19 protein-coding genes are annotated in these 24,195 nt (G+C 34.2%); 15 read left to right on the top strand and 4 right to left on the bottom strand.

Annotated elements, in window-relative coordinates; translation table 11 throughout:
• Window positions 1–170 precede the first annotated feature (170 nt).
• The 8 genes from ACAM30_RS09795 (at window position 171) to ACAM30_RS09760 (ending at window position 13,763) form a co-directional block, all read left to right on the top strand.
• The gene (locus tag ACAM30_RS09795; protein WP_369618324.1) at window positions 171–2,633 is read left to right on the top strand and encodes an AsmA-like C-terminal region-containing protein; all 2,463 of its coding nucleotides are present in this window, start codon (window positions 171–173) and stop codon (window positions 2,631–2,633) included.
• 183 nt (window positions 2,634–2,816) lie between these two features.
• On the top strand, window positions 2,817–4,490 hold the full coding sequence (locus ACAM30_RS09790) for a DNA cytosine methyltransferase (protein WP_369618323.1): 1,674 nt from the start codon (window positions 2,817–2,819) through the stop codon (window positions 4,488–4,490).
• A complete protein-coding gene (locus ACAM30_RS09785) occupies window positions 4,480–5,253 on the top strand; it encodes a DUF3883 domain-containing protein (protein WP_369618322.1) in 774 nt (257 codons plus the stop codon). The genes ACAM30_RS09790 and ACAM30_RS09785 overlap by 11 nt, the downstream gene beginning before the upstream one ends.
• 15 nt (window positions 5,254–5,268) lie before the next feature.
• Complete coding sequence (locus tag ACAM30_RS09780; RefSeq protein ID WP_369618321.1) at window positions 5,269–6,789, top strand: ATP-binding protein; 1,521 nt, start codon at window positions 5,269–5,271, stop codon at window positions 6,787–6,789.
• 7 nt (window positions 6,790–6,796) lie between these two features.
• Window positions 6,797–9,919: a Z1 domain-containing protein gene (locus ACAM30_RS09775; protein WP_369618320.1), complete on the top strand. Its 3,123-nt coding sequence runs from the start codon at window positions 6,797–6,799 to the stop codon at window positions 9,917–9,919.
• Complete coding sequence (locus ACAM30_RS09770) at window positions 9,919–10,881, top strand: PD-(D/E)XK motif protein (protein WP_369618319.1); 963 nt, start codon at window positions 9,919–9,921, stop codon at window positions 10,879–10,881. Before ACAM30_RS09775 ends, ACAM30_RS09770 begins: the two co-directional genes overlap by 1 nt.
• Before the next feature lies 1 nt (window position 10,882).
• Entirely contained in the window at window positions 10,883–13,315 is a 2,433-nt protein-coding gene (locus ACAM30_RS09765) for an AIPR family protein (RefSeq protein ID WP_369618318.1), read from the top strand.
• Window positions 13,316–13,346: 31 nt separating this feature from the next.
• Window positions 13,347–13,763, top strand: a complete 417-nt coding sequence (locus ACAM30_RS09760) for a very short patch repair endonuclease (RefSeq protein ID WP_369618317.1) — start codon at window positions 13,347–13,349, stop codon at window positions 13,761–13,763.
• Window positions 13,764–13,893: 130 nt separating this feature from the next.
• Here ACAM30_RS09760 and ACAM30_RS09755 read toward each other — a convergent pair whose 3' ends face one another.
• Window positions 13,894–14,127 (bottom strand): hypothetical protein, encoded by a 234-nt coding sequence (locus tag ACAM30_RS09755; protein ID WP_369618316.1) that lies wholly within the window; start codon window positions 14,125–14,127, stop codon window positions 13,894–13,896.
• A 481-nt stretch (window positions 14,128–14,608) separates the two neighbouring features.
• On the opposite strand from ACAM30_RS09755, the gene ACAM30_RS09750 reads away from it, so the two are divergent.
• On the top strand, window positions 14,609–14,923 hold the full coding sequence (locus ACAM30_RS09750) for an HPF/RaiA family ribosome-associated protein (protein ID WP_369618315.1): 315 nt from the start codon (window positions 14,609–14,611) through the stop codon (window positions 14,921–14,923).
• Between the two features lie 56 nt (window positions 14,924–14,979).
• Here ACAM30_RS09750 and ACAM30_RS09745 read toward each other — a convergent pair whose 3' ends face one another.
• Window positions 14,980–15,636 (bottom strand): oxidoreductase, encoded by a 657-nt coding sequence (locus ACAM30_RS09745; RefSeq protein WP_369618314.1) that lies wholly within the window; start codon window positions 15,634–15,636, stop codon window positions 14,980–14,982.
• A 476-nt stretch (window positions 15,637–16,112) separates the two neighbouring features.
• On the opposite strand from ACAM30_RS09745, the gene wrbA reads away from it, so the two are divergent.
• The gene (gene wrbA, locus ACAM30_RS09740) at window positions 16,113–17,273 is read left to right on the top strand and encodes an NAD(P)H:quinone oxidoreductase (protein ID WP_369618313.1); all 1,161 of its coding nucleotides are present in this window, start codon (window positions 16,113–16,115) and stop codon (window positions 17,271–17,273) included.
• 226 nt (window positions 17,274–17,499) lie between these two features.
• Here the strand turns inward: wrbA and ACAM30_RS09735 are convergent, their stop codons facing one another.
• Complete coding sequence (locus ACAM30_RS09735; protein WP_369618312.1) at window positions 17,500–18,165, bottom strand: hypothetical protein; 666 nt, start codon at window positions 18,163–18,165, stop codon at window positions 17,500–17,502.
• Between the two features lie 345 nt (window positions 18,166–18,510).
• On the opposite strand from ACAM30_RS09735, the gene ACAM30_RS09730 reads away from it, so the two are divergent.
• From ACAM30_RS09730 to ACAM30_RS09710, 5 genes are all read left to right on the top strand, one after another.
• Window positions 18,511–19,002 (top strand): nuclear transport factor 2 family protein, encoded by a 492-nt coding sequence (locus ACAM30_RS09730; protein WP_369618311.1) that lies wholly within the window; start codon window positions 18,511–18,513, stop codon window positions 19,000–19,002.
• 261 nt (window positions 19,003–19,263) lie between these two features.
• Entirely contained in the window at window positions 19,264–20,646 is a 1,383-nt protein-coding gene (locus ACAM30_RS09725) for an ammonium transporter (protein ID WP_369618310.1), read from the top strand.
• A 238-nt stretch (window positions 20,647–20,884) separates the two neighbouring features.
• Entirely contained in the window at window positions 20,885–21,562 is a 678-nt protein-coding gene (trmB, locus tag ACAM30_RS09720) for a tRNA (guanosine(46)-N7)-methyltransferase TrmB (RefSeq protein WP_369618651.1), read from the top strand.
• A gap of 42 nt (window positions 21,563–21,604) precedes the next feature.
• Window positions 21,605–22,240, top strand: coding sequence for a LysE family transporter (locus ACAM30_RS09715; protein ID WP_369618309.1), 636 nt, complete (start codon window positions 21,605–21,607; stop codon window positions 22,238–22,240).
• A 176-nt stretch (window positions 22,241–22,416) separates the two neighbouring features.
• A complete protein-coding gene (locus tag ACAM30_RS09710; protein ID WP_369618308.1) occupies window positions 22,417–22,743 on the top strand; it encodes an MGMT family protein in 327 nt (108 codons plus the stop codon).
• Between the two features lie 88 nt (window positions 22,744–22,831).
• Here ACAM30_RS09710 and ACAM30_RS09705 read toward each other — a convergent pair whose 3' ends face one another.
• A complete protein-coding gene (locus ACAM30_RS09705; protein WP_369618307.1) occupies window positions 22,832–24,157 on the bottom strand; it encodes a PAS domain-containing sensor histidine kinase in 1,326 nt (441 codons plus the stop codon).
• Window positions 24,158–24,195 lie beyond the last annotated feature (38 nt).

The following is a 24,195-nucleotide window of genomic DNA, read 5'->3' as shown; positions in this document are numbered from 1 at the left end:
AAATGAAACACCATAACCAAATTAGTTTTCATTATAAATGTATTGTCATTAATTATATTCATTCAAAAAGTAAAAATCATAAGTTTTAACCTACGTAAGGTCGAAATTCATCTTTTTAAAGAAACGTAAGTTTTTTACCTTATCTTTAGTGATCCTGAAAATTCTTCCAGATGAAAGCCACTTTACTACGCATAAAAAACTTTTTTCAATCGCTTCATTTTAGAAGATATGCCAGACGTTTTGGCTTTTTCATTCTGGGACTTACTGCTTTACTCCTTCTTGCTTGTGGCGGATTGTCAATTTATTTTAATCGAAATAAAGCCGAAATCATTACCAAGATCAACACTAAAATCAATGAAAACATCAACGGGAAATTTCACATTGGCGATTTTCATTATAAGTTTCTAACTGGTTTCCCTAACTTTACTTTGGCTTTAAAAGAAGTTGAAGTCAAAGACAATCAATGGGCCACGCACCAACACACTTTATTGAAAGCCAAAGAAATTGAAGTACGTCTGAATGTTTGGAGTTTAATTCAAAACGAAATCAATATTCATAAAATCCTGATCAACGACGCGGCTATTTATGTGTATAAAGCACCGAACGGTTATTCGAATGCCAATATTTTTAAGCCGAAAAAGAAAAAAGCACCGGAAGACAAGTCCAATACCGAAACTACAATTGACCAAATCGAACTAAACGGAGTTCACTTCACTTTAAACAATCTGCTTGGGCATAAATTGTTTGATTTTGATGTCGATCACTTACAGTCAAAGATAGAACATGATGGCGACAACTGGCAAACCGATGTTTATCTGAACACCCAAATTAAGAGTTTGGCCTTTAATACCGTACACGGAAGTTTTGCCAAAGAAAAAGAGCTCAAAGGTACTTTTGCAGTGGCTTACTCCGCTCCAAAAGACAGAATTGATGTCGTGACTAAGGATCTGAAAATTGGAACAGACTCTTTTGATATTATCGCTTTTTTTAATCTGGCCAAAGGTAATGCGCTGTTCGGAATCAATATCAGTACGAGTATTTTGTGGCAAAATGCGTCGAATTTATTATCGGCAAACATCAGCTCTAAGCTTAACCGATTTAATCTAAAAAAAGAAATTGAGGTGAATTGCGACATCAAAGGCGATTTTAATGCCGAAGGTGATCCCAGAATTGTCGTTCAGGCAATTGCCCAAAACAACGAACTTTCTATACCGGACGGATTGATTAAAGACTGCCACTTTAAAGGCATTTTTACCAATAATTTCAAACCAACGGCCGGTTATAACGATGCCAATTCGGCTATTATTTTAACGAAATTTACGGGGGAATACGAAAACATTCCGCTTACCATTCCGCAATTGTCGATCAATAATCTCGAGAAACCGGTGGCCACCGGAAATCTAAGTTCTGATTTCGACATTGAAAGACTCAACCAAATAAGCAACGACAAGTGGATTCAGTTTACAAGCGGTCATGCCAAAGCCAACCTGGCGTTTCAGTTTGACATTGTTGACCTGTACATTACCAAACCGCGTTTTATTGGTAAAATAGATGTTGACGACGCCTCGTTTCATTATATTCCGAAGAATGTTCGTGCTGTAAAAACCAACATTCATCTTGACTTTACCGAGAAAGCTTTACTCATCAAACAAATCGCTTACAAACACAATAAGAATACAATTTTCATCGAAGGGCAAATTGACAATTTCCTGAACCTCTATTATGATGCTCCCGAAAAAATGATTGTCAACTGGAAAATCTATTGCCCTAATATCGATCTCAAACAATTTCTGGGTGTTTTAGCCAGTTCACAAAAAGTAAAAGGCTCGGCCAAAATGACCAAAAGACCCACGATTTCGAATCACCTGAGAAGTGTCATCGACAAATGCTCGGTGGTAATCGATATCAAAGCCGATAAAATCAATTACAATAAACTCGTTGCGACCAATACCACCGCCCGAATTCAGATGCTGGATTCGAAACTGGTGATCAAAAACGGTTCGCTGCAAACGTCGGGAGGTACTGTAACTTTTGACAGTGAAGTGGTACCAAACGGGAAAAATTATGCTTTTAGTTCGAATGCTCAGGTAAACAGGGTCGAAATTGCAAGCTTTCTGAAATCGTTTAACAACTTCGGTATTCAGTCCTTTAGCCCCAACAACATCAAGGGAAAACTAACGAGTAAAGCCAGCGTAAACGGTTTTATCAATAGCCGTGGCGAATTGATTAGCAACTCGATGCGCGGAAAACTAGATTTTAAAGTCAATCAGGGAGCTTTGGTTAACTTTGAACCTATTGTGAAAATCGGAAAATTTGCTTTTCCGTTTCGTGATGTCGAGAACATAACCTTTAGCGATTTGTCCGGTCAGCTCAATATGCGCGGAGAGCAGATCGACGTCAACGATCTCACCATAAGTTCCAATGTGCTCAACATCGATGTCAACGGAATTTACTCTTTCGGACGAGGCACCAATCTCGCCCTCACCATCCCCCTCCGAAACTCTAAAAACGACGCCAAACTCGCCACCCAAGCCGAACGCGATGCCGTCCGTGAACGCGGGATTGTCTTGCATCTACTTGCCATTGACGATAACGGAAAAATGAAAATTAAATGGGGGAAGAGGGAGAAATAGGATATTTTTTAACTTAGAATAAAAACACGTATAAATACGCTATTATAACTTTTTATTTATTAATACACTTGTCTAAGTAGAATTTTTAAGATAGTACGGTTTTCCATAATGATGTAATTAGTTATTAAACCTATATTTGTTTAATCTGATCATTTACCTTAAAATTAAACTTATTTTATCCTAATGCCAATACCAATTATAGATATATTCGCCGGCCCGGGAGGATTAGCAGAAGGCTTTTCATCTTTAACAAACGATGAAGGAAATCGAATTTTCGAGATTTCCTTATCTGTCGAAAAGGACGAAAATGCCCACAAAACACTTAAACTCAGAAGTTTTTATAGACAATTCCCAATTGGAAATTTACCTGACGATTATTACAAGTTTGTTAAGGGAGAAATCACGATAACTCAATTATATAATAATCATCCCGATGCCTCAAATCGAGCAGATGAAGAAGCTTGGTGTGGAACATTAGGGAAACCAGACAAAAAGGATTTAAATGGAGTAAGCGACGAAGAAGTCGATAAAAGAATCGAACGAGCGTTAAATGGAAACCAAAACTGGGTACTGATAGGAGGACCGCCTTGTCAGGCTTATTCTTTAGTAGGACGAGCCAGGCGTCAGGAATTAACACTCAACGAAGAAACGGATAAAAGAGTTGGACTTTATAAGGAGTACTTACGTATCCTCGCAAGGCATAATCCTTCGGTTTTTGTTATGGAAAACGTCAAAGGAATATTGTCAGCTGAAACTGAAAAAACTAATGTCTTTACTAAAATCCTGAGTGACTTAAAAAATCCACTTGATGCATGCCTGTCAGAAGGAACTTTTATTGATAATGATCAAAATGTTAGGTATCGAATTTATTCATTAACTGTCGAGCCGAAAGGATTTGATCAAGAAGGAAATCCAATATTTGAACCCAGAGATTACATTATTAAATCAGAGGATTATGGTATCCCGCAAAAAAGACATCGTGTTATTTTGTTAGGAATTAGAGAAGATGTAAATGGCCCTATAAATATACTTCAAAAGAAAAACCAAGTAACTCTGGAATCAATTATTGGTAATTTGCCAATAATTAGAAGCGGAATTACAAAATCATTCACTCATAGTGAGATGGTATCTGATAAAGATGGCAAATTAAAAAAGAAACGATTTTATCAAAATATCGAAGACTCCGAGCAAAACTGGCAAAATCATATTGTTGAGTTTAACAAAGTGATAAATGAACTCGTTCCTGAAGAAAATAGCAAAACAAAACAAAACTTCCCTACAAGTCTTGGCACACCTTTTTTTAGCACTTCAAAAAGCAAAATTTCCCAATCACATCCTTTATTCAACTGGTACAATGATAATCAATTAGGAGGCGTTCTTCAGCATGTTTCAAGAAAACATTTATTAGAAGATCTTAAAAGATATTTATTTGCGGCACGATATACTAAATTAAATCAAAACTTTCCTCGCCTTGAAGATTATAAGAAAGCGGGAGATAATCTCTTACCTGATCATGAAAATGTAGAATCAGGAAAATTCACTGATAGATTTAGAGTACAATTACCAAATATTCCGGCCACCACAGTTACTAGCCATATTTCAAAAGATGGGCATTACTTTATTCATTATGATCCTCTTCAATGTCGAAGCCTGACAGTAAGAGAAGCTGCAAGAATTCAGACTTTTCCGGACAATTATTATTTCTGTGGTGAACGTACTAGTCAATTCCATCAAGTAGGAAATGCGGTTCCACCATATTTAGCATATCAAATTGCACAAATAGTACATAATTTTTTAAATCCCATTTCTAAAGATGAAATCGTAATACAAGAAATAGCAGAGATAAATGGAAACTAGCCACAAATTAACATTGATAATTAGTTATTATCTTTCTCGTTTCAATGATACTGGGTTTAGAAATTTAGGATATACCACTTGGGATGAAGCATTTAAAGATATCGCTTTAAAGCTTGATGTAAAAAAAAGTTCTGTAAAAAACTGGAGAGATGAATTTGATCCGATACATGGACATAGAGTAGGATGGTATCAGCGACCAATGAATCCAAGTCGTGTAAATGTTGTCAATGCATTTGAGGATATGAATGAAGAAGATTTAAGAGAAATAGTATTTGACATTTTAAATAAAAATATTTTTCAGCAAAATGAAAATCTAGAGACAATAGACTCAATTATATCAGATAAGCAATATGACGGTAGTGGAAAATTTATATTAAGAGGTCCAACTGGTAAAAAAGCAGAAAGATATTTTATTAAATATCATATGGAAAAAGGTTTACCAGTCAGAGGCGAATTAATAGACACTAGAGAAAATGGTTGTGGCTATGATTTTGAAATAAAAAATAGTGAGACATATTATGTGGAAATAAAAGGAATAAATGCCAAAACTGGAGGTATCGTCTTTACTAATAAAGAATGGTCTATGGCAAAAAGGAAAATGGAAAAGTACTTTTTAGTTATAATTTCTAATTTAAATGATGTTCCACAAATTAGAATAATCAATAATCCTGCAAAAGAGTTATCCCCCAAAAAAAACATATTCAAAACGATTCAAATCAATTGGAATGTTAATGAAAATGATTTGAAAAACTCAATAGGTTAGATAAAAGAAAATAACATGATTGAAACAAATCCAAATTTCGAAGAAGCAAATCCAAATCCAGAATATTTAATTAAATCAATTGCTGAACAAGGTTATAGTCTTGAAACTTCTTTGGCTGACTTAATGGATAATTCTATTTCTGCAAATGCTGATAAAATTGAGGTTCTAATTAAAATGGACGAAGAACCCTTTAAACTTTTTCTTGCTGATAATGGAGAAGGTATGGATGAAGACACCTTGAAAGCGAGCATGCAATTCCCAAGTAATTCTCCTGAATATATTAGAGGAGGATCAGACTTAGGTAGGTTTGGTTTAGGAATGAAAACAGCCTCATTTTCTCAAACAAGATGTTTCACCGTTTTGTCCAGAAAAAAAGGAGAACAAAAATATTCAGGGAGAACATGGGATGTTGAATTTTTAAAAAAAGAAAAGAAATGGCGACTTATCGTAAATTCATCAGAAGAAATTGAAAAATTAGTTTTTGATTATTCTGAATTAAACAAATCATTTTTAGGTCAATTTGAATCTTTTGAAGCAAATACAATTGTTATTTGGAATGGACTCTATAAATTTGAAAATTACTTAGAAGAAAGCAATAGACAGAATGCTTTAAAAAAGGAAATAACTGAAATTACGTCTGATTATTTATCTTTAGTATTTCACAAATTTATGGAACGTGAGAAGTTCCCAATTAATATCCGTATCAATAATAAAATTTTAATTCCATTCAACCCTTTTCCTGTCCACGAAACTGATTTCCGTCCTATTGCTTACAAACAAAGACATTTTAGCACCGATACTATAAAAATGGAAGGCTTTGTTTTACCATCAAGAAGCATAGACGAATCAAGAAAAGGAATTACTAATTGGACAACTAAAAATCGTGGATTGATGGATATGGAAGGTATTTACATTTATAGGTCAGACAGAATTATACTATTTGGTGGTTGGAATGGACTTATTAAAAAGGCTCCAAGATTACAACTTGCGAGGCTAAGAGTTGAAATTGGAAATAGTGTTGATCACCTTCTTCATTTAAATGTCGCAAAATCTCAGATTGTAATACCACATGATTTAAAAAAAGCATTTGAAAGATATATTGAAGAACTCAAAATAGAAGCGGAAAAAGAATTTTTTAACCGAGGAATTAGAGATTTTTCAAATAGTAAACAACAAAACAGAGAAAATTTATTTGAAAGAAAAGCTTCTAACAAAGGCGTACTTCTTGAATTGAATAGTGAATTTCCTTTATTAAAGGAAGTCAGAGAAGATTTATCAAAAGAACAATCTGCTAAGTTTAATCTTGTATTAAGGATGATAAATACCTCAATAAATAAAATTAGACATACTCATGAAGAAACAGCTTTTCTAAATATTGAAGAAAAAGACGGCCTTTCATTAAGTGATATAGTTATATCGCTAACAACGCTTCAAAAAAATGGTTTTTCATCTGAACAAATAAAAAAAGATATTTTGCCTGGACTAGGTTTTGAAGAATCATCACTTCCTGAAGCAATCAAACAATTATTAAAATAAAAAAAATATGGATAATAATAAATACATTGAAGTAGTTAAAAAAATAATAGCTGGAAAGGCTTTAGATTACTCTACAGAAAACATTTTAAATCCTATATACTTCGATGATTTATTTACCCAGATAAAAGACAATATAATTTTGGTTTGTAATATGTTTCAATATCCTGAAGTAGATGATCTTACCTTGAAAAACTACTATGATGTTGCAGTAAAAGAATATCTTTCGAACAATCCAGTTGACATAGACCCTAGTAATTCATTAACTAAGGAAGGATTTAAAACTTGGTTGACTTCTGATCGAAAAGAAAATATAACATGGAATTATAGCAAACGGTATTTTACCCTATTAGAAAATTCTGGTCGTTCTGAAAAAGTAGTAGCAGAGACAATAAATTCGAGTTATGAAATATTAGAGAAAATGGGGGATCCAAAATCGGATACGCCGTTTTATGTTAAGGGGTTAGTTGTTGGAAGTGTACAGTCCGGTAAAACAGGTAATTTTAATGCTGTAATAAACAGAGCAATTGATTCAGGATACCGTTTAATAATTGTCCTTTCAGGAATCATGGAAGATCTTAGAAGTCAGACACAATTAAGAATAGAAAGTGATGTTATAGGTAATGGAATAATTGATATAACTTCAGAAACAAAAGGTGTAAAAGGAGTAGGGAAAATTGCTCGTTTTGGGAATTTAGGTGATAATACAGTAAATCAAGTTGTTTCGATAACTTCCTATAAATCTGATTTTAATAAATCATTAGTTGATGCTGATTTTAGCATTGACAACACCAATGTTCTCGTATGCAAAAAGAATGTAAGTGTATTAAGAAATTTAATCGTATGGCTTCATGATTATTTAGAAGAAAACAAGGAAAGACACAATATTCCATTACTGATTTTAGATGATGAAGCTGATAATGCTTCCCTTAATAACGAAGGTGCAAAAGGGAGGGAATATGCTTCAAAAACAAATGGACATATTAGAGCTCTTTTAGATTTATTTACTAGGAAAACTTATTTAGGATATACCGCAACGCCTTTCGCGAATGTACTTCAAGACAGAAATGAAGTACCTGAAGACAAATGGAAAGTGAGCTATAAATTGAAAGGCGAAAACGAAGAAAAACATCTTACACAAGTTAATAACATTTTCCCAGATGATTTTATAGTTTTACTTAATCCACCATCTAACTACATTGGAGCCAAACAAATATTCGAAACTTTTGAACCTATTGAAAACAAAATAGGAATTAAAATTCCTTTAGTAGAAATTGTTAATGATACCATTTTTGAGTTCCCTTCTAGGGTTGACAAAGAAACATTAACAGGAGTGCAAATTTTTCGTACAAAAGATGAATTTGATGAAAATGGAGGATATCTTAATTATGATAGTTACAAAGACTATATTAGCTCTACACGAGCAAGTAAAACTGGAGATCATTTTCCAAAAAACTTACCTAAATCTTTAATAGATAGTGTGATGTGCTTTGTCTTATCAATTGCCATTCGTGAAAGCAGAAAACAAAAAATGATTTATTCAGCTGCATTTATGCCACATCATACAATGCTTATTCATATTTCAAGATTTTCATTATGGCAAAATACCACTAGAGACTTATTAAGAGAATATGTAACAGATCTACAAAGTAAAATTGAAAATGAAACAATTACATCTCCAGAATCCATTTATGGAGTTTTAGAAAACATTTGGTATAAATATTATTCACATATAATTGAATCAATCGAATCTTATTTACCAAAAGGTTACCATGATGAATTTCTGATTCCTATAACTTTCGAATCTTTAAAAAGTTATTTACCAGAAGCTATCAATAATATTGAAGTAAAAGCAATTAATAGCATAACAAAAGACAGCTTAGAATATCCAAAAAGTTCTCCCAAAAAAGTTATTGCCGTGGGTGGAAATAGATTATCCCGTGGCTTTACATTAGAAGGATTAACAATTAATTATTTTATTAGATCAACAGATTATTCAGATACTTTGTTACAAATGGGTAGGTGGTTTGGATATAGGCCAGGTTACTTAGATTGTTGTAAGCTTTTTACAACACAAGATTCTAAAGATAAGTTTGATTCAACAACTCGAACAATTGAGGAATTGGAAGTTGAATTTAGAAAAATGGAAGCTAAAAATAAGACTCCGCAAAATTTCGTGCTAAGAGTTAGAAAGCATCCTGGGACTTTAAAAATAACTCGTCCATCAATTTTAAAAATGGTCAATGAAGTTAAATGGTCTTATCAGGATGAGTTAGAGCAAACAACTGTATTCAATCTAGAAAAGGAAAAAATAAGCAATGTTTGGAATAGCTTTAGAAACACGATCCTTCCAAAATTTTCTGAATCTAGCAATTCAGGATTTATTAAATATAAAACAGACATTCAGGGAATTATTAACATACTTAAAGAAGAGAATAATTTTGATGAAGATTCAAGAAAAAGCATGATTATGTTTCTAGAATTGTGTCGTGAAAAAAACAAATTAAAAGAATGGACCGTCGCTCTTAAAACAACTGGAGGAAGTGGTAAATTAGAAAATATAAAGATAAATGAACCTTTTGGCATTGATCTCTCCATACGAAGTGGGCCAACAAATACAAATGATGTTGACTATTTTGTAACTAGTAGAAAATTTAAAGCATCCGGAAAGTCAGCGAATATTATTTCTAGCGGAAAAGATTTTTCAATCTTATTATCTGAAACACAGATTATTCAAACTGAAGCTGATTTTCGAGCTGAACAAAAAATATCAATTTTAAAAAAGAACTCAGATTTAACTGATGACGAAGCTACTAAATTAGCAAAAAAGAAAACGATTCCAGAGAGAGTTTATAGAGAAAAAATGTCAGACCAAGAGGGTTTATTAGTAATCTATTTATTTGATACAGCAGAAGTATTTAGGTACAATGATAAAGGAGCAGATAAAAGGTTAAAACAAATGGCTACTGAGTATGATTTGAAAATTCCTTTAGTAGGTTTTGCATTGGGCTTTCCTCCTATTGAACCTGATCCAGGAGGAATATACGTAAAAGGTGATTACAATATTGAGGATGAAGAAAGTGACATTGATGAATCTGATTCTGCTATACCGGATGATAATAACGAACAATAATGGATATCAAAAATCTACAATCAAAGTGGGCCATCATTACTAATAAAGAAATAACTAGAGGTTATAAATCAGTAATATTGGCTCCAGAATGTAAATCAGATTTATATTTAGGAATAAATAAGGATGCAAATAGGTGTTTAATTTTAGCATTGCCAAAAAATCATAATGTCAATTTTAAAGCAACCATAAAAGAAAACTTATCGATAGAATTTTTTACTGAAACTAATTACATTGTTCTAAAATTAATTGATAATAGTTTTTATGAACTTTTTGACGATTTGATTATATCAATGTATAACCGAATTAAAGATTTATTAGATGTCAATGATTATTCGAAAGAATTCATTCAAACTTTTTACAAATGGAGTGAATTTTTTAATGATACCAATTTATTTCTACTTTCTTCCGCAAATATACAAGGCCTATTTGGCGAGTTATTTTTGTTACAATCTTATATTGATAATATGGAGTTGCCTAATGTAAATGACATTTTAAATAGTTGGACCGGCCCTTTTGATAAAAGGCATGATTTTACTTTCGATCAAAAAGATATTGAAGTTAAGACGAAAACTGAATCTAAATTAGATATTACCATATCAAGCGAATATCAACTCGAAACAAATTTAGATAAACAATTAAACTTAGTTGTAATTTCTATAATTGAAAATGAGGGACATTCTTTGCAATTTCTCATAGAAGAAATCAAAAAGAAGATCCAAATTAAATCAGGTGATTATACATTATTATTAAAAGCATTGAATCTTAAAGGTATTGATTTAAAAAATGCAGGCCTTTATAATAACTATCTATTTAAACCAATTAGCCAAATTACTTATAATTGTACAAGTTTCGATTTTCCAAAGATTGTAAGATCGAACCTCTCAAAAGAAGTAAGTAAAGTAAAATATAATTTAAGAATCAGTGCATTAAATAATTTCGTAATCTCAGAATTATACTTTTAATATGGAAGTTTCAGAATATCTAAAATACAGGAAAGATTTACTAGAAGAATCAAAAGATGAAGATGGCTTTACTTCAGAGCCATCATTTATCAGTTTGGTATTACCATCAATGTTTGAGGCAAAATTAATTGATTCCGAAGATTATAATGAGTCTTATTACAAATATGATTCTGAAAAAATTAAAATAAATGGATATCTCGTTAATGAATCTGGAGAGAGACTACAATTATTTATATTAAATGAAGAATCTATTAATATTACAGAAACTGATAAGGATTTAAAAATTAGCCAGAAAAGCTATTATGATAGTCAATTTAACAGAGCAACAAAATTTTTGAACAAAGCAATAAAACGCCATTTTGATGATGAAATTCAAGATTCTAGCCCTGTTAAAGCTTTAGTTTCTCAAATATCCTCTTCACACGGCATTGATCAATTTGATGTTATAGAAATATTTTTGATTTCCGCAACTGCAACTGTAAGCACAAGAGCGAATATTTCTCAGCCAAAACGCTTAGAATTTGATGATGATGTTTTAAAAATTTCATTCGCTAAAAACAATCAACAAATTCAAAAAGAAATACTTATTATAAAAAGATTAATTGATTTAAACTTTCTATACAGTGTTCTTATTTCTCAAGGAAACAGAGAACCATTAACAATTGATTTTAAAAGCAATTTTACAGAAAAAATTGAGTTAATTAAGGCCGCTGATGAAGAAAACTTTGAATCATATCTTTGTGTTTTACCAGCCAAAGTTCTTTCAGATCTATATAAAAAACACAGCTCACGTTTGCTTGAAAAAAACGTAAGATCTTTTCTGCAATTTAGAGGCGTAAACCAAGGAATAAGAGAAACCATACGTGTTAATCCAGAAAAATTTATTGCTTACAATAACGGAATAACAATTACATCTACCGGAAAGGAAATAGAAGAAGCAAATGGAAAAATTTATCTAAAATCTCTTACCGATTTTCAGATTGTTAATGGTGGACAAACGACAGCAAGTATATATTTTACTAATAAGGATGGTTTTAATATTGATAAGGTCAAGGTTATGGCAAAAATCAATGTGGCAAAAAATGTTAGCGAAGAAAATCTTGATGATTTAATTTCTAAAATAAGTCAATATTCTAATTCTCAATCAAAAGTTTCAAATGTAGATTTACGCTCAAGAAACCCACAATTAACAAAACTAAAAACACTTTCGGAAAGTATCATTACGCCAACAGGCCGAAAGTGGTTCTTCGAAAAATCTAAAGGAGATTTCAATACTAAATTAAGAATTGCAGGTTCGGCGAAATCCAGAATAGAAAAAGAGTTTCCTAAACAGAATAGATTTTCTAAAGAAGAACTAGGAAAGTATTTTACAGCTTGGGGAGATCAACCGTATATTGTAAAAAAAGGAGGAGAAAAAGTATTTCGACATTTTATTGAAGAACTTGGCGGAGAAGGAAATGATAAAAAAGCAGTTGATATTAATCGAAATTTTTTCGAAACCTTAGTTGCAAAAATTATACTATTCAGAGATCTAGAAAAAATCTATGGGCAAGGTAAAAACTCAATGGGACAAATTAGATCTGCTGTAATACCTTATTCTATATCAATTCTATATAAATACTTCGACGGCAGCAAAGGTGATAAAGCATTTGACTTATATAAAATCTGGAACTCAGAAGGACTAAGTAATGATTTAACTCAATATATGACAAATCTAATGCAGCTTACTAATGAATTAATTAGGAAATATTCACAAAGCGACGATTTAGGTGAGTATAGTAAAAAAAGAGAATTATGGGATGATATATCTACATCTAAAGAAATTGCAGAATTTCTTAATACAGAAGATTCCAAATCAATCTTTGAAAAATATTCTCTATCAAAAAAAGAATTAGAAAAAAAATTAAAAGCAAATTCAAAAAATAAAGAAGTTAATTTTAAACTTTTAAAAGATAATATAAATATCCATTGTAAAACATCTGAATTTTATAAGAAAATAAATTCTTTACTATGGGAAAATCTAACAGATAACGAAAGAACTAAAATATCCAATATAATTGCATTAATTCAACAGAGAGATAATTTAACTTCTGATTTAATTTCTTTTGAAGAAAGTTTAATTCAAAAAATAAGAATGGATCAACCTGAAATATTTGACAAAATAAATTACGAAGAAAATAAGTTACTTGAAGACACATTCAATTATATCATGAGGAAATACAATTCATCAATAAATAAATCTGAAAACATTGTTACATCATTTGAAAGAATAGGGGCAATTGCTAAACAAAAAGGAACAAAGTATGAGTCCGTTTTTAGTGAAATAGGAAAAACTTTAAATGAAGGTTTTTCGCCAACTACTAAACAAATATATTATGCATCATATTATGTTTCTACAATAAACAATATTAACAGGCAATGTTTTACAATGTAATTCCGGACCATAAATTTTAAATATAATTTACATGGATGTCCACAATCCAGAGCAACGTTCCAAAAACATGCGTGCCATCAAAAGCACACAAACTAAAGCAGAAATAGCTTTATCCAAAGCACTATGGCATCTGGGTTACCGTTATAGAAAAAACAACAAAACTGTTTTCGGAAAGCCAGACTTTACTTTTAAAAAACTAAAAATTGCCATTTTTGTAGATTCAGAATTCTTTCACGGAAAAGATTGGGAGACGAGAAAAAAACCTCAAACCAATCCTGAATTCTGGATCAAAAAAATCGAACGAAATATGCAACGTGATATAGAAGTCAATGCGTATTTAGAAGGTCAAAACTGGAAGATTCTACGCTTTTGGAGTAATGATATCAAAAAGAATTTAGATGCTTGTATTCTTGAAATTCAAAAGGCAATTGCAGAAAGACAAGTTTGACAATTGGTACGGGACTTCGACTTCGCTCAGTCTGACAACATTGTGTGATTTCTCATTCTTCGAAATGACAAACTAAGCGGAACAAAGAAATCTCATAAAAAAAGCCACTTTTCACAGTGGCTTTTCAAGTTTATTCAACATCCAGATACGGATTTAAAATTTCGGCTAATTGATTCAGCCAGTAAAAACCATTTTGGAGGTTTGTTTTCTCAGATTGGAGGGATTCGTGTTCCTGCATTACGCTTAAAGCAAGCGCATAGTTTACCTGGCGAATGGTTTTTGCCATCGTTGCAGGATCAATCGAATTGCTGAAAAAATCAGCCAACCTCAATTCGGTTTCTTTGTTGAAGGTGTTTGTACTCATAATCTTTGTGTTTAGGAAATATAAAACCCGAATGGGTTAGGTGTCCTACGCCACAAAGAGCGTTGCAGTTGTTTCCAATACCGCCACCGTACCACGCGGGCAAAAGTTTTTCTGAGTTCATGATCTTTGTGTTTAGGACTGCGAAGATAGGAAAAGCAAAAAAGTTATGGAGGGTTTTCTTAGTTTTTAACTTTCTGTGTGTTTTGTGTGAGGGGCTTCGACTTCGCTCAGCCTGACACTAAGTGTGATTTACTTTGACTGTTCGCGATCGTTTGGGGGGCTTCGACTCCGCTCAGCCTGACACTGGGCGTGATTTACTTTGACTCCGTTCAGCTTGAAGCTGGGTGTAATTCCTCATTCTTCGGAGTGATAAAGGGAGCGTAAAAAATTGCAATTAATTTCTTAATGTTTTATTAACCTACTTGTGTTTTTGTTTTAAAAAAGATAGCTTTGAGAGACAATCATTAAATACAAACCAATTATGAAAATTCAAATCAATACCGACAAAAACATCGAAGGACATGAAAGATTAGAAGCTTATTTTTCTGGTGAATTAGAAAAAGGCTTGAAGCGTTTTGAGGACAAAATTACCCGCATTGAAGTTCATTTTGGAGACGAAAATGGGGAGAAATTCAGCCTTCACGACAAAAAATGTGTAATCGAAGTTCGTACCACAAAACTACAACCTACAACCGCTACAGAACATGCCGAGACACTGGAAAAAGCTTTTAGCGGTGCTTTGGCGAAAGTAAAAAAATCTCTTACGACCTCTTTCGAAAAAATGAAAGCGTATTAATCAATATACTCACCATTAAAAAATGGCCTTATCTCTAATCCGGATAAGGCCATTTTTTATTTTAGTAAAGTTGTCATTTCTTCCCAATGTACTATTTTTACTTTCTCATCGAATTGCTCTGCGCTTTTTACCATTGCTTTCGCGATGTCTTCGGCCTCAATTCCTTTGTATTTGCTGAGTTCTCCCACAAACAACGGATTGATCAATTTAAATATTCCTATGAATACTCTTTCCATCGGTCGGCTTTCTTTTCGGTCTCCTAAAATCATCGAAGGACGAAAGATATAAGTATGCTCTAAATTCAGACTGATGATACCTTGTTCAGTTTCTCCTTTTAACCGGGTATAAAATATCGACGATTTTGCATTTGCCCCAAGTGCCGAAACCAGAAAAACAGCTTTTGCTCCGTTTTCTTTCGCCAGTTTCGTTGCCAAAATTGGGTAATCATGATCTATTCGATAATATTGTTTTTTGTCCGGTGTTTTCTTCCGTGTGGTCCCAAGAGCAATAAAGACTTCATCAACCTGAATGTCTTTTATTACTTCGGATAAGGTGTTAAAATCACCGATCAGCATTTTTAGTTTTGGATGCTGGATGTTTAGCTCTTTCCTTACTACAATTACGATTTGTTCATAAGTAGTGTTGTTCAACAAATTTTCGAGAATATAAGAGCCCACTAATCCGCTTGCTCCATACACAATTGCTTTTTTCATAAGTAAGGCGATTTGTTTCCTCGAAGTTAAATCTTTTGGCACAGATTTCACAGATTAGAATAATTACTTTTTTTTGTTTCCCGCAGATTTCTTTGTTTTTTTGATTTAAAGCTCCAACGGAGCAATATATCTATAGACTAATTTTAGTATGCGTTGTTACAATCCAGCTCCAGCGAAGCGACATATAATTTTAGCACAATTTGGTAAATCACCCCGATGGGGGTTCTGTTGATGTGCATTTTTAATTTCCTATAAACTTATTGCTCCGTTGGAGCTCTAAATATATTATTCTTGATTTTTTTTATAAATATATTCGTCCTGATAGATCCTAAAATAAATTACATCCAAAAACCTTAATTAAGATAATAATAACGCTTTTTGATATTGTAAGAAGTAATTTTGCAATCCCAAAAATGAAACTTTGAAACAAGCGCATAACTGGGATTATTTACTATAAATTATTAAAAATTACCCTCATGAAAAAGCAACTACTCCTAGTATTAATAGTCCTTTTTATAGGTTTTGGTTCAAATGCACAAGTAAAAGCACCTGAAACCAATGTGCTGGTTTTGATCTATTCTCAAAACGGCGGAACTTATAAAATGGCCAAATCTATTGCCGAAGGAATTCAGGAATATCCCAATGCAAAAGCAATCATAAAACGTGTTCCTTCGATCAATCCGAAAGAAAAACTGAATGCTGATGTAGAAAAATTACCCATTGCGACTATCGAAGAATTGGCCAATTATGACGGAATCGCATTTGGAAGTCCTGTTCACTTTGCAAATATTAGTGCCGATATGAATTACTTCTTCAACCAGAGTATTCCGCTTTGGACTTCAAGAGCTCTGGAAGGAAAACCAGCTACTGTGTTTATGTCGGCAGGATCGGGAGCCGGAAAAGAGGCTGCTATTCTATCGTTCTGGAATATTCTTGCGTCTCACGGAATGGTAATCGTGCCTACCGGAATTATGGGAACGGCAACTTTAGATAAAACGGTTCCTCAGGGAAATACTCCGTTTGGCGCTACTTCATTGGCAGGATCTGTAGGAACACGTCCATCACAAAGCGAATTGAATTTAGCCAAAGAACAAGGAAAAGCTTTGGCAAGAGTGGCTTCGGGATTGAAAAATACTGAAACAATTAAAGCCGCAAAAACAACTTCGATTGAGACTAAAAACGATATCAATAAAACCTTAAAAGACAATAACATTACGCTTCCTGAAGCGCCTAAACCAGTTGGAAATTATGTTCCGTTTACGATTTCAAATCATAAAGTATACATTAATCAGGTGGCTTTAAAAGACGGAAAGATTCTAAATCCCGGAAAAGTCGGAGCAACTGTTACCGATGATCAGGCCAAAGAAGCAACGTATCAAACGATGTTAAATGTAATTGCGGTTTTGAAAGAGGCTTGCGGTGGCGACTTAAACAAAGTAAAACAATGCGTACAGTTAACAGGATATTTTAATACCACTCCGGAATATACGCAACATGCAGCCCTTATGAATTCGGCTTCGAATTTAACGGCTTTGCTTTTTGGAGAAAAAGGAAAACATGCCAGAGCAACCATTGGAGCTGCTTCGTTACCGATAAATTCGGCTGTAGAAATTCAGGCGATTTTTGAAATTGAATAAAACAATCTTTTATACATTGTCGCCCTTCGACTACGCTCAGGACGACAAAATTAGACCGAAAACTGAGACTGAAAACCGTCTCGCGTGAGGGATAAAGCTAAGCTACCGAAGTAGCAGCGAAAGCCCGACAGCAATATAAAAAGGGGCGACTAAGCGATTGCAATAGTCAGCCCCTTTTTATATTGGTGGCACGCCCAAATTATTATTTATACAATTCTCGACTTCCTTATGATTTCGGTAATGGCGCCCCAACTGCAATATCGCAGCGATGCCCCGGTTTTCCATGGGCAGGATTTTTTCCATCGGCTACAGTTGTGGTTTCTGTACTTAACAAAGCCGGAACAGCATTGTCTGTCGCCGGAGGTGTTACGGTAAAGGTTTGCGAAGCAGTTCCGCTTTGTGCTGTATTTGTGGCAACAGGCTGTTTGGCAGCGGCAGGAGAGTTTAAAGGAGCTCCCACCGGAATATCGCAACGGTGCCCGGGTTGTCCGTGAGCAGGATTCATTCCTTTAGCCACTTTTGTCGGCGTAACAGTTGTTGTGGTCACCACATTTTGCTGACCCGATTTTACCTGAACGGTTTGTGCAGGCTGTGTCGTTGTGGTTTGTCCTTGTGTTGGAGCCGAATTTAATGGCGCCCCAACAGCAATATCGCAACGATGTCCTGGTTGTCCGTGGGCAGGATTCATTCCACCATTAGCACTCAAAACTGTATTTGGATTTGCTGCAGTAGGAGCCTGAACAACAGGAGCTGCTTTTGTCGTATCTTTTGCCAATCCCAATTTTACCAATTCAGAATTTGGTGTGTTTTCCTGAGGTTCTAATTCCTTTTTGCAGGAAGTTAAAAAGATAGAGGAAAGTACTAATGAGGTGATGAGTATTTTTGGATTCATGATGTATCGATTTTAAAGCTATCAAATATACTAAATCCTATTATACCATATAAGCGATGGGCGATAATTTAAGTTTTACTTGGGTATTTGGGTTTTTAAAAATGTAAAGATTTGTAGAAAGTAAGGAGACTTGAACGACAGCGAACAGATGGAATAGATCATACTAGAAACTCCGCACAGATTGCTGCCAATCTTTGTCGAATTTCTTATGTGATCCTTCGTTCCTCAGGATGACAAACGATACGTTTAACAGCACTGCACCTTGAACCTCTGCATCTTTGAACCTTTGTACCTCAGAACCTTTCAAAAAATATTTGCTACCTTTAAATCCAAAACAAACCACTTATGAAAAAACCAATCTTACTTTTATTATTTGTTACCTTTTTTGCAAACGCACAGACTTCTGAAAAAGACAAAGTCAACCAAACGATTGATGCCTGGCACAAAGCAGCCGGCGAAGTAAAATTTGAAGCCTATTTTGATTTAATGGCCGACGACGCCATTTTCATCGGAACGGATGCCACCGAAAACTGGATTAAAAAAGATTTTAAAGTTTGGGCCAAACCTTATTTTGACAAAGGAACTGCCTGGAATTTCAAAGCTTTAGAACGTCATGTCTTTTTCGACAAAACCGGAAAAATTGCCTGGTTTGACGAACTCTTAAACACACAAATGAAGATTTGCCGCGGATCGGGAGTTTTGGTTAAAATAGGGAAAGAATGGAAAATTCAGCATTATGTGTTATCGATGACGGTTCCTAATGAGGAAGTAAATGCAGCGATCAAAATTAAGGCTCCTATCGAAGACGTTTTGATTGCAAAGCTTCAAAAAAAATAAACATTTTTGGACTTTCTTTTTACAATCCTAACTTTTTACGTCCTTTACAGAACACTTTGCCAATTTTATGATAATACAATTGGCAATTTTGTCTCTTTTTTAGAAGTGCAAAATAAAATACCCTCAAAAAAACAGGGTGTATTTTACAAAATATATTAAAATAAAAACAATACCTCTGTTTTTACACCCCTAAAAAACATAATACTCATTTTTTCATAACTTTAACCCTAAAAAAATAGGGACACATAAAGTATTTGAAAAATGAAAATAGAAAAACGCTGGATCATTTCCTTTATTATCATCAGTATTGTTTGCGTTACTGGTGCTTTTTGGCCAACTATAACCGAAAATAGCTACGTATTATCTGAATTTGGCACAACCGATCATATCGTTCCTGCCGATGTCGCCTGGATGTTAACCTCCTGTTGTCTCGTTTTAATCATGACTCCCGGACTGTCTTTTTTTTATGGCGGAATGGTGGGCAAGAAAAACGTAATTTCGACCATGTTACAAAGTTTTATCTGTTTAGGCGTTGTAACGCTTTTATGGGTTGTCGTGGCCTTTAGTCTGGCTTTTGGCGATCCTGTAGGACTAAACTTCGGAGGTCATTTTTATAGTTTTTTTGGCGACCCCACCACTTTTGCTTTTATGGATTATGTGGGCGTTCTGCCTCATAAACAATTGGCCAGTACGATTCCGTTTATGCTTTTTGCCTTGTTTCAGATGAAATTTGCGATTATTGCCCCGGCTATTATTACCGGTTCTTTTGCAGAGCGTGTTCGTTTTATATCGTATTTACTTTTCATCAGTCTGTTTACCGTTTTTATTTACGCACCATTGTGCCATTCTGTTTGGTATCCGACCGGTATTTTAGGTAGTTATTTTGGCGTAAAAGATTTCGCCGGAGGAACCGTTGTACACATGAGTTCAGGATTTGCGGCTTTGGCGGGAGTACTGGTTTTAGGTAAAAGAAAAAACAATCAGCACATTCCAACCAATATTCCGTTTGTCTTACTAGGAACCGGAATGTTATGGTTCGGATGGTTTGGTTTCAATGCCGGTTCGGCTCTTGCTGCCAACGGAACAGCGGCAATGGCTTTTGCTACTACTACAACTTCATCGGCGGCTGCGATGTTAACCTGGGTTTTCTTTGACCGAATGAATGGCAGAAAAGTTTCGGCTCTTGGTGCTTGTATCGGTGCTGTGGTAGGCTTGGTTGCCATAACTCCGGCTGCAGGTTATGTATCGGTTCCTGAAAGTATGTTTTTTGGATTTATTACGGCTTTGGTTTCCAATTCGGTTGTAAATTGTCGATTGTCAAAAAAATTCGATGATACCCTTGATGTTTTTGCCTGTCATGGTGTAGGTGGAATCATGGGCATGATTCTAACGGCTATTTTTGCTCATGGCGAAGAGGCAAGTTTGTTACACGGAGGCTGGAACGTATTTGCGCATCACATGATGGCACTGGTATTAGTTTCAGTATTTACTTTCTTCGGAGCGTACTTCTTGTTTAAGGTAACCAACTTCATTATTCCGTTGCGTGTTTCCGAAGAAAACGAACATATTGGACTGGATTTATCTCAACACGATGAAACACTTGATCCTAAATTAAAACCAATTACAGAAGTTCAGTACAGTTAAAAAAAATCTTTCGCCACGAATTCACGAACTTTAATTTTACAATAATTTGTGAATTCGTGGCGAAAAAAGAGTTGGCATCAATACACCGATTTTCACTAATTCTTTTTCTATTTGCACACAAACACAAGGCAAAATTGATTGGTGAAAATTCGTGAATTCGCAGCGGAAAACTTTTAAAGCTAATTGTACTATTTTCATTCGTTTATATTCCTTAATTTTGCTGAAAATTTTTGTAAAAGTGGGAAGTAAAAATAAACTAAAAAGATTCAGAGAAAACGAAACATTTCAAAACGTTTTTCAACCAACCAGAGAAGAAGTTGTAGGCGATTTAATGCCTTTGAAAGGAAAATGGAATTCTGATTTCTTTAAAAATGACAATCCATTAGTTTTAGAATTAGGATGTGGAAAAGGAGAATATTCTGTTGGACTGGCAGAAAAATATCCAAACAAAAATTTTATCGGAATTGATATTAAAGGTGCCCGTTTCTGGAGAGGTGCCAAAACCGCTGTTGAAAACGGATTACACAACGTTGCATTTGTTCGAACTCAAATCGAACTGATCAATCATATTTTTGCCGACAATGAGGTGGATGAAATCTGGATTACTTTTCCGGATCCGCAAATCAAATACAAGAGAACCAAACACCGTATGACCAATTCGGAGTTCTTGAAATTGTATAAAAGAATCCTTAAAAAAGACGGTGTCGTAAACTTAAAAACCGACAGCGAATTCATGCACGGTTATACGCTGGGATTGCTTCATGGTGAAGGCCACGAGGTTTTATACGCCAATCATAATGTATATAAAAATGAAGGAAGCCCTGAAGAAGTTACAGCATTCCAGACTTTTTATGAAAAACAATATTTAGAGATTAACAAGGCAATTACGTATATTCGTTTCAAAATTAAAGATTAATTTAATTTTGAAAACAACTTACCAAACCCGCTAACCAACTGAATGACATTACTTACTCCCCTACTTTCCGGTTTCATTGCCGCTTTCATCGGGATTATTCCTCCAGGTTTAATCAATATGACAGCAGCCAAAGTAAATTTGAAAGAGGGCAGAAAGAATGCCTTATGGTTTGTTGCGGGAGCTGTTTTGGTAATCTTTTTTCAAGTCTCTCTGGCCGTTTTATTTGCGCGGGTAATTGATCGCAGACCCGATGTCGTTACACTGCTGCGTGAAGTGGGTTTTGTTATTTTTGCAATACTTACGATTTACTTTCTGTTTATCGCAAAAGAACCAAAGGCTAAAAAATCGAAGATTAAAAAGAGCAGTAAAAAAAGCCGCTTCTTTTTGGGAATGTTACTTTCAGGACTAAATTTCTTTCCTATTCCGTATTATGTGGTGGTAAGTGTTACTTTGGCTTCATACCATCTTTTCGCATTCGAAAACAATATCATTTTTACTTTTGTTTTAGGTTCTGTCTTGGGTTCTTTTATGGCTTTATACAGTTATATTGCTTTCTTTGGAAGGATTGAGAAAAAAACAGATTATATGATGCGAAACATGAATACCATTATTGGAAGCATCACCGGATTAATTGCTGTACTCACGCTTTTTAATATTTTGACTTACTATTTCAGCTAATAAAATAATAGCCACAGATTACCCGGATTAAAAAAGATTTCTTCTTATTACAACTACAAGATTTCAAAATGATTACTTTTATCAGGATGAAAACACTATAATTTTCATGCAGATTTACCAATGAAGTGAACCAAAAAATCCCTTTAATCATTTTAATCTGTTACAAAAACGAATCTATGGCTGAAGATAATTTTTTTGAAAGAGTATATGCGATTGCCAGACAAATTCCGTACGGAAAAGTAACTTCTTATGGCGCAATTGCCAAAGCTTTAGGAACAGCGCGCTCTGCCCGAATGGTAGGCTGGGCCATGAACGCCTGTCACAAGATGGATGATGTTCCCGCGCATCGTGTGGTAAACAGAAAAGGGCTTCTCACCGGAAAACACCATTTTGACGGAACCAATTTAATGCAACAGTTACTCGAAAGCGAAGGCATTAAAGTCGTAGACAATCAGATTATAGATTTTGAAAAACACTTCTGGCAGCCTGAAATCGAGCTTTAAAGTTTTTATTTAACAGCAAAGGACGCAAGGGAAGCGCAAGGGTCGCCTATAACACCTCTAAAGGCTATTTTGCTTTTTGATGTTTTAATCAAATCAGACAAATTACAAAGCTGGTCTTGTCTTCATCGGTTTGGTAACTCAAATAGCCTCCGTGCGCTTCAATGATATTTTTAGAAAGCGTTAGCCCAATTCCGGCACCGTCTTTTCTGGTGGTGAAAAACGGCAGAAAAACTTTATCTCTGATCTCGGTATCAATTCCTTTTCCGTTATCCGAAATGGTAATAAAAAAACGATTGTTTTCAGTATACGATGACAAGAACATCTTCTTTTCGCTCTTTTCTTTCAAAGCATAAATACTGTTAGTAATCAAATTAATAATTACCTGTTCCATCTGACTTTTATCAATTAAAATCGATCTTGAACTATTAATTTCGTTTACCAATTCGATATTTTCCGTCTTTAAAATTGGACTCATTACCCGAAGACAGTCTTCAAAAAGAACATTTATAGGAGTCATTTTTTTAGTCGGAGTGGGCAACATGGCCAGTTTTCGATAATTTTCCACAAAAACCTGCAAGTGATCGCTTCGATTGATAATCGTCGAAATACTGCTTTTAATATCTTCAAAATCATCCTCTTCTAATTCCTCCTGATCCACTATTTGCAGTAAATTTTGCGAGAGTGCACGGATAGGTGTTAACGAATTCATTAACTCATGCGAAATAATCTTCATCAGATTGATCCAGGCTTCCTTTTCTTTTTTCTCAATGACACGCTGAATACTGTCCAACAGAATAATAAAATACTCTTTGTCATACATTTTCGTATGCGAAGTCTGAAGCACAAAAGTCTGTAAGTCCTGATCTTCAATTTTGATAGAAATAGCCGATTTCAATTCTGTAAAATCAGTCTTTTCGATTTCCTCACAAAGAGAAGGCAAATAGTTTTTAAGATACTTCCATTGGCTTACTTTTGGCACTTTGAATAAGTTTGAAAAGCAGTTGTTCATTAAAAAAAGATTCCAGTCCTCGCCTTCTTTCTCGAGAATTAAAGTAGCTGTATCAATATTATTTAAAATGGACTGATAGATGCGCTCTTTTGATGTCTGTTCCTGTCGCTGCACCTTTAACTTATCATAAAGTAAAAACAAGTTCCTGAAATTCTCCTTTTTGCTTTCTTCCGGAAAATTATTCAAAAAATCATTCTGCAGGATCGATAAAAGCATTTTATCGTAAAACAAGGTCTGTCCTTTAACAAAAAAGTACATTTCAGACAACAATATAAAAACGATAAACCCAACCAGAATTGCATTGTAATACAGTTCCTTGTAAGTCAAAAAGACACAAAAGAAAAAGGGAATCATCAGGAACAGAATCCTTGCAAACAAAGCGTTATAAAATTTCCAGTTCTTCATTGTTTTAATTTTTATTCCAACAGATTCAAAAGTTTAAT

The sequence above is a fragment of the Flavobacterium sp. CFS9 genome (assembly GCF_041154745.1).
Lineage (GTDB): Bacteria > Bacteroidota > Bacteroidia > Flavobacteriales > Flavobacteriaceae > Flavobacterium.
This window is presented reverse-complemented; position numbering and strand designations above follow the sequence as displayed.